This window comes from Sphingobacterium sp. B16(2022) (assembly GCF_012030425.1).
GTDB classification, from domain to species: domain Bacteria; phylum Bacteroidota; class Bacteroidia; order Sphingobacteriales; family Sphingobacteriaceae; genus Sphingobacterium; species Sphingobacterium anhuiense.
On the sequence record NZ_JAAUVN010000008.1, the window covers coordinates 53025 to 61100 of the forward strand.

The 8076-nt window shown below is 35.5% G+C and carries 6 protein-coding genes and 1 tRNA gene; 5 read left to right on the top strand and 2 right to left on the bottom strand.

Annotation, left to right across the window (positions count from 1 at the left end; genetic code table 11):
• Positions 1-99: 99 nt before the first annotated feature.
• The 5 genes from HCX49_RS25130 to HCX49_RS25150 all read left to right on the top strand — a co-directional run bounded on the left by HCX49_RS25130 (position 100) and on the right by HCX49_RS25150 (position 5553).
• The gene (locus HCX49_RS25130; protein WP_132772039.1) at positions 100-2676 is read left to right on the top strand and encodes a phosphoenolpyruvate carboxylase; all 2577 of its coding nucleotides are present in this window, start codon (positions 100-102) and stop codon (positions 2674-2676) included.
• 73 nt (positions 2677-2749) lie between these two features.
• Entirely contained in the window at positions 2750-3301 is a 552-nt protein-coding gene (locus HCX49_RS25135; protein ID WP_132772038.1) for a hypothetical protein, read from the top strand.
• Positions 3302-3317: 16 nt separating this feature from the next.
• Positions 3318-4328, top strand: a complete 1011-nt coding sequence (locus tag HCX49_RS25140; protein WP_132772037.1) for a Gfo/Idh/MocA family oxidoreductase — start codon at positions 3318-3320, stop codon at positions 4326-4328.
• A 174-nt stretch (positions 4329-4502) separates the two neighbouring features.
• Positions 4503-5381, top strand: a complete 879-nt coding sequence (locus tag HCX49_RS25145; protein ID WP_132772036.1) for an exopolyphosphatase — start codon at positions 4503-4505, stop codon at positions 5379-5381.
• A gap of 88 nt (positions 5382-5469) precedes the next feature.
• Positions 5470-5553: transfer RNA gene (locus tag HCX49_RS25150), tRNA-Leu, on the top strand.
• A 49-nt stretch (positions 5554-5602) separates the two neighbouring features.
• Here the strand turns inward: HCX49_RS25150 and HCX49_RS25155 are convergent.
• The gene (locus HCX49_RS25155) at positions 5603-6397 is read right to left on the bottom strand and encodes a (Fe-S)-binding protein (RefSeq protein ID WP_132772035.1); all 795 of its coding nucleotides are present in this window, start codon (positions 6395-6397) and stop codon (positions 5603-5605) included.
• Between the two features lie 22 nt (positions 6398-6419).
• Positions 6420-7718, bottom strand: coding sequence for a (Fe-S)-binding protein (locus HCX49_RS25160; protein ID WP_132772034.1), 1299 nt, complete (start codon positions 7716-7718; stop codon positions 6420-6422).
• Positions 7719-8076 lie beyond the last annotated feature (358 nt).

The window sequence follows — 8076 nt, forward strand, 5'->3', positions numbered from 1 at the left end:
TTTTCATTTAAATGATTATTTGAATATTAATTTTATATATTTGAATGTTTGATCTTATTCAAACATTCTCCATTAACGACAATTTGTTTTTTCTATAATATGAAATTGAGTACAAAAGAAGCCGTTTTTCAAAACGAAGTTTTGACGCGATTTGAACTTTTTAAAAGTCTATTTTTAACACTGCCCTTCCAGCAAGTGAAGGATACTGGTACCTTGTTACCTTTTTTTGCCCAACATTGTGAGAAGGGTGTTGAGAAACATCAAACTCCAGAGGAAATTATCAATTCTTTCTTTGTGCAGCATGAGCTTTATTCGGATGAACAAACTCAGGTCGATCTATTATTTCGATTTGTGCAATATATAGAAAGACAGGTGGTTCTTTTTGATGCTATTGAAGATTCTTCATTTAAAGCGATCGGCAAGACTGATCAATCTTCACAGCTTGGGTCTTTAATTAAATCTTCTGAAATAAATCCGGAATTAAAGCGTAAGATAGTTGGTAAATTGAAAGATTTTTCGGTTCGTCTTGTGTTAACGGCTCATCCAACTCAGTTTTATCCTGGGACTGTTCTATCGATTATCAATGATTTAATTGGAGCGATTAAGGAGAATGATATTCACAATATTCATTTATTATTGCAACAGTTAGGTAAAACACCATTTATTAATAACAATAAGCCAACTCCAGTTGATGAAGCTATTAGTTTAGCTTGGTTTTTGGAAAATGTTTTTTACAAGGTTGCTTCTGAAATCCAGACATATATTGATGATGAGCTAGGTATAGAGACGGAAGAGGTTAGGCAATTGATTGAACTGGGTTTCTGGCCGGGGGGAGATCGTGACGGTAACCCTAATGTAAGTGCTGAAAGTACTAAAAAGGTAGCGACACTTTTAAGAACAATCTTATTTCGCTGTTATTATAGGGATTTTAGAGTTGTAAAACGTCGCATTACATTTAGAGGGGTTGAAAAATATATGGATAATCTGCAGGAACTGTTTTATGAAAATAGTTTTAACCCTGTTGAGAATCCTGTTGATGAAACAGCACAGATTGTTGAAAATCTAAAAGCTATTCAAGTTGTGCTTAAAGAGGACCATAATAATCTTTTTGTTGAGATTGTTGACGATTTGTTACGCAAAGTAATGACCTTCGGTTGTTTCTTTACCACGCTTGATATTCGTCAGGACAGTAGTATTCTGACTCAAACTTTTGAATATATCATTAAGAAATATCCAGAAGAAACTGGTATTTCAGCTGATTTCTCATCGTTATCTGAAGTAGATAAACAGACTGCTATTGATTTTAAAGAGTTAGATCTAGCGTTTGATGAAGAGGCTACCGCATTGGAAGTTGATACTTTACAAGTTATTCGTTTACTGAAAGATATTCAAAAATCAGGATCTGAGCGTGCTGCACAGCGATTTATCATCAGTAATTGTCAGCAAGCGAGCGATATTTTGGGATTACGACAGTTATTTCTCTGGTCTGGCTGGAAGAAAGATACTTTAACTATTGATTTTGTACCTCTATTTGAAACTGTTGATGATTTGACGCGTGCTGCTGATGTGATGAAATCACTTTATACGAATAAGGAGTATGCAAAGCATCTTAAATTGAGAGGGAATAAGCAAACAATTATGCTTGGTTATTCTGACAGTACTAAAGATGGTGGTTATTTGATGGCTAACTGGTCTATTTATAGTGCTAAAATTGAATTAACCGCTATTGCTCGAGAATATGATGTGGATCTCGTATTTTTTGATGGTCGTGGTGGTCCGCCTGCGAGAGGTGGGGGTAAAACGCAACGTTTCTATGCATCAATGGGTGAAGAAATTGCTAATGATCATATTCAGTTAACTATTCAGGGACAAACTATAAGTAGTCAATACGGTTCTTTAGATACAGCACGATTTAATATCGAACAATTACTTCATGCTGGGATTATTTCAGATCTTAAACAAAGGTCGGGTGATACTTTAACGCCGCATCAGAAAGGTATTGTGGATAAATTGGCAGATCTCAGCTATAATAAGTTTATGGATTTACGTAAGAATCCTTTATTCTTAAGCTATTTAGAAAATTTATCACCTTTAAAAGCGCTTTCCTCTATCAATATCAGTAGTCGTCCAGTTAAAAGAAATTCGGATAAGGAGCTGAAGCTTAAAGACCTTCGTGCTATCAGTTTCGTAACTGCCTGGAGTCAATTGAAACAAAATATACCAGGTTTTTATGGTGTCGGTACAGCATTGAAATGGGCGGAACAAAATAATCTTTGGAAAGATGTTCAACAGTTATATTTATCTTCTGGTTTTTTTCAGACTTTAATTGATAACTGTATGATGTCCATGACCAAATCGAACTTTGACATTACTTCTTATATGCAATATGATGAGAAATATGGTGAGTTTTGGAAGATGTTGCATGCCGAGTTTTTAATTACCAAAGAGTATTTATTAAAATTGAGCAATACATCGAAATTAATGGAAAATTACCCTATTGATCGTGAATCTATATTGGCACGTGAGAATATTGTGTTGCCATTATTAATTATTCAACACTATGCTATCAAGGTAATCAATGAGGGTAAATTGGATGAAAAGAAGCGAGAAGCTTATGCTAAATTAATTGCCAGAACAATTTATGGGGTTGTTAATGCCGGTAGAAATGTGGCATAAAGTTCAACTCTTTTTTAATTAGAGTTTTGAACCCCGTTTATTTTATTATTTTTGTGCTGTTAATATAATTGATATGAAATTTAATAAGTTATTTGTAGCGGTAGCAGTTTGTGGAAGTTCTTTATTAGCTTCTTGTAACTACCAAACAGGTTTGGATAACCAATATAAAAATTCGCGTGCTTCTTTGGCTGATGGTGATGCTTATGCCATGTTTAAGTTTGTGGGTGAGCAAGGGAACTATTTGATGAATTTGGCGAAATTTGCTGAGTCAAAATCTACTTCTGCAGAGACGAAAGCTTTATCTGCAAAAATTCAAGAGTCGTATAGTACTATTCTTCCGCAGTTGGATTCATTAGCATTGAGCCTTCATGTTAATGATGCGATGAGAGGTGTTCCTGCTTTTCAAGCTCCGGTTGCTTTAGGTGCGGACAGTACTGCAGCATTTAATGATAAAGCTTATACTCATCTTGTTGCTGAGATTCAAGCTGAAGTAAATAAAAAATTGACGAAAGAGTCTCACAATACAAATGCTGCTGTTAATCACTTTTCACATGAGAGCTTAGAAAAACTTCAAGAGGTTTATAAACTTGCTGGTGGTAAAGTAGATGAGCATGCACATCACTAAATAAAATCTTATTTTAATGACTGTAAATAAAATAATTACAGGTGTTTTGTCGTATGGAATGTCCGGAAGGGTATTCCATACGCCATTTATAGCCAATAATGATCGCTTTGAATTGCGGGCAGTTGTAGAGCGATCAACTAAAAAAGCACAATTAGATTATCCTTCGATTATCAGTTATGATAGTGTTGAGGAGCTTCTCGCAGATGATGCAATTGAACTTGTCATTATCAATACACCAAACGATACCCATGTTTCTTTAGCTAAGCAAGCTTTGCTGGCAGGAAAACATGTTCTGATTGAAAAGCCTTTTGCGCCTACGGTATTAGAAGCAAAGGAATTATTTGATTTGGGACGAAAGGTTGGAAAGTTTGTATTACCTTATCATAACAGAAGATTTGATTCGGATTTTAATTCGCTAAAATCTGTTTTGGAATGTGGTAAAGTTGGTGAAACTGTTGAACTTCATTTACGATTTGATCGTTATCGTGCTGAGATTGGACAAAAGGTCTTTAAAGAAACTAAGCGTCCTGCCGCAGGAATTTTGTTTGATCTGGGATCTCACTTACTGGACCAGGTGATCTCTTTATTTGGCAAGCCATTAACTGCTGTCAAAAGAACATCTATACATCGTAAAGATTCTGAGGTTGATGATTTTGCTACACTTCTATTGACTTTTGATCATGGTCTTACCGTATTTATCACGGTCAGTATGTTGGTCTTAGAATCACAGTACAGCTTTCTGCTCCATGGTACACAAGGAACCTTTGTTAAGGATCGTACGGACGTGCAAGAGAATCAACTGATTGATGGTATTAGTCCTATTGATGAGCATTATGGAGAAGAGAATGAACATGCCGAAGGATTGCTTACTTACTTAGAGCAAGGTAATATGGTCTCAGAACGATTAAAAGCTTTAAAAGGTAATTATATGCTGTTGTTTGATGCTGTTTACGATCAAATAAGAAACGATAAGGCTTATTTTGTTACGGAAGAACAGATTTATTGGCAATTGGAAATTTTGGAATAACCGACTTAGTGTTAAATTATTATCTTGTTCATAATTATTTAACACTAATTTCACTTCGTCTTCATTTATTATTTATATTTTCGAAACAATTAAAGAAGGCTTATTGTGAAGGAGTATTTTATCCATTCTCAGTAAGAAATCAATTTCATTTTTATTTACTTTAAATGTATTAATGTGAGGTATGCTGCGATAGATATCGGCTCCAATGCGGTTAGACTTTTAATTGCTGATATTGTTCAAGAAAAAGAAGGTTTTTCTTTTAAAAAGAATACCCTACTAAGGGTGCCGTTGCGTCTTGGTGATGACGCTTTCATCCATCAAAAATTATCGCCTAAAAAAGCGGATAATTTAGTAAAGACTATGCGTGCATTTCGTGAATTGATGGATGTGTATAATGTTGAAGATTATATGGCATGTGCTACATCGGCGATGCGTGATGTAACCAACGGTCCTGAGGTTGTGAAAAGGGTAAGTGAAATTGGTATTGATATCGCTATTATTGATGGAACCAAAGAAGCTGAGATAATTTACAATAGCCATCTGGAAGCTAAGATGGATATGGATAAAGTTTATTTGTATATCGATGTTGGCGGTGGAAGTACTGAATTATCGTTGTTTGCAAATGCCAAATTGGTGAATTCCAAATCTTTTAATTTAGGAACAATCCGTATTTTGGATAACAAAGATGAACAGGAGACCTGGGATGACCTTAAGGAATGGGTAACGACTAATACAAAAATGTATAAGCAGGTGTACGGTATAGGAACGGGTGGTAATATCAATAAGCTTTCTCGCTTGGCAAATGAAAAAGGTGATAAGCCTATTTCTTATGCAAAATTGAAGGCTCTTTATCATTATCTAACTTCATATTCTTTAAAAGAACGCATTACTTTATTGGGATTAAATGATGATCGTGCCGACGTCATTATTCCAGCGACAGAAATTTTCATGACTATCATGAAGTATGGACACTTGAAGCAGATTATGGTACCTCGCGTAGGATTAGTTGATGGGGTTATCCATACTTTGATAAAAAAGAATTTGCTAAAATAAGAGGTGAAAATAAAAATGAATATACAGGTAAAAAATACTTGTAGAATTTAAAAAAACGTTTAAATTTGCGATACCATTTTGAAATTAGGCCCAGGTGGCGAAATTGGTAGACGCACCATCTTGAGGGGGTGGCGCCTGTATGGGTGTGGCAGTTCGAATCTGCTTCTGGGTACATCATATTGATGATAAAAAAAGGTCTGGATATTTTTCCAGACCTTTTTTTATATTCGATTAGCTCGTACCGTTATTTCGGCGATATCTAATACTTCTATTTCCGTTTCTTTGTCTTTAATTTTTACTCCATCTTTAAGCATAGTCATGCAGAATGGACAGGCGGCGGCAACAATCGTAGCTTGGCTGTCGATTATTTCCTCTATGCGTTCTATATTGACGTCTTTTGTGCCTTTCTCAGGTTCTTTAAACATTTGCCCGCCACCAGCTCCACAGCATAGTCCATTGCTTTTACATCTTTTTAATTCGATTAATTGTGCATCTAGACTTTCCAGTACTTTTCTGGGCGCTTCGTAAACTTCATTGGCGCGACCTAAGTAGCAGGGATCATGGTAAGTGATCTTTTTACCTTGAAAAATATGACCGTCTGCAGGTTTCAGTTTTCCTTCATCAATTAGACTTTGAATCAATTGCGTGTGATGAATCAGTTCGTAGTTCCCCCCAAGTGCAGGATACTCGTTTTTAAGGGTGTTAAAACAATGGGGGCATGCTGTTACTATTTTTTTTACTTCATAGCCATCTAATACCTGAATATTCATCATGGCCTGCATTTGAAATAGAAATTCATTGCCAGCACGTTTTGCTGGATCACCGGTACAACTTTCTTCTGTTCCCAATATCGCGTATTTGATTCCGACATGCTGTAGAATACGGCAAATATCTCGGGTTATCTTTTGAGCCCTTTCATCAAAACTTCCGGCACAACCTACCCAAAATAGAATATCTGCTGTTTCACCTTTAGCCACTAACTCGGCCATCGTTGGGACGTGTAATTCTTTTTCCATCTTTATCGTTTTATAAAAAGCATTATTGTTGAGAAGTCCAGTTTGCCCGATCCATTTGTGAATATTTCCAAGGTGCACCGTTATTTTCTACATTTCCAAACATTGTATTAATGCTTGCAGGTGCTTGTGATTCTTCCATCACAGAGAACCTTCTCAATTCAATAATTATTTCAAGGGGATTGATATTCACTGGACATTGCTCTACACATGCGTTACAGCTTGTGCAGGCCCATAATTCTTCACGAGTTATATAAGTGTCTAATAAAGATTTTTGATCATCTACAAAGCTTCCATTTGCTTTTATATTTTTTCCGACTTCATCTAGACGATCCCGTGTGTCCATCATGATTTTTCTTGGAGATAGCAATTTGCCTGTTATATTTGCGGGACAAGAGGATGTGCATCGTCCGCATTCTGTACAGGTGTAAGCATCCAGTAAGTTTTTCCATGTTAAATCCTGAACATCTTTTGCACCAAAACGAATAGGTTGATCTGATACAGGAGGGGTGAAGGTTGGATCTAACATCGCTTTTACCTCATTGGTTACACTTTCCATATTCGTTAACTCTCCCTTGGGCTTTAAATTCGAAAAATAGGTGTTCGGGAATGCCAGCAAAATGTGCAGGTGTTTTGAATAGGGTAAATAATTAAGAAAAGCTAATACTCCTAGAATGTGGAACCACCAGCAGATACGCTCAATCAATATTAGAGCAGATGGATCGGAAGGTAGGAATGAAATTATATACTGACTGATTGGAAATGAGCCGGCAATAATATAATGTGATTCGCCATAGAGCTGTAATTTTTGATCTGCGGCATTCATTAATAAAAACGCTGTCATTAACAGAATTTCTGTAATCAGAATAAGGTTTGCATCTGTTTTTGGCCAATTCTTTAATTCTGGGCTATTGAGGCGCTTTAAGTGAAGGACATTTCTGCGAATAAAGAAAATGATACAGCCCAACAGAACACCAAAAGCTAACCATTCGAATGAGGCAATCAAGAAATTATAAAATCCTCCTAAAAATGATAAAAAACGATGGGTACCAAATATGCCGTCTACTACGATCTCAATCATCTCTATATTGATAATACAAAAACCGATATAAACGAAAAGGTGAAGTATTGCGGGAATAATCCGCTTAAACATTTTTTTTTGACCAAATGCAACCAAAAGCATGGTTTTAAAACGTTCGGCAGGTTTGTCATTTCGATTAAGCGCTCTTCCTATTTTTATATTTTTATAAATCTGCCTAGCATTTTTTGCAAACAGAATAATTGCGCTAACAAAGCATAATGTAAATATAAGTTGGTTAATCATATCTTTTTATCACTGTATACACAAATATAATATAAATAATATATTATGCATGCATAATATATTATTTAGAATTTTTAAAAATTAATGACTTTTTTGAATAAATAAGTTTGGCATTTTGGTTTAGAGGTAGGGTTGAGGTCTGTATTCAATTCTGACGACAGATATATTGTGTTATGGAATCTTTATGATGGTATTTACTATTTTCGGTTTACTATTGCTTATTAGCTACAAAAGGTAAGGTAAGGTAAGGTAAGGTAAGGTAAGGTAAGGTAAGGTAAGGTAAGGTAAGGTAAGGTAAGGTAAGGTAAGGTAAGGTAAGGTAAGGTAAGGTAAGGTAAGGTAAGGTAAGGTAAGGTAA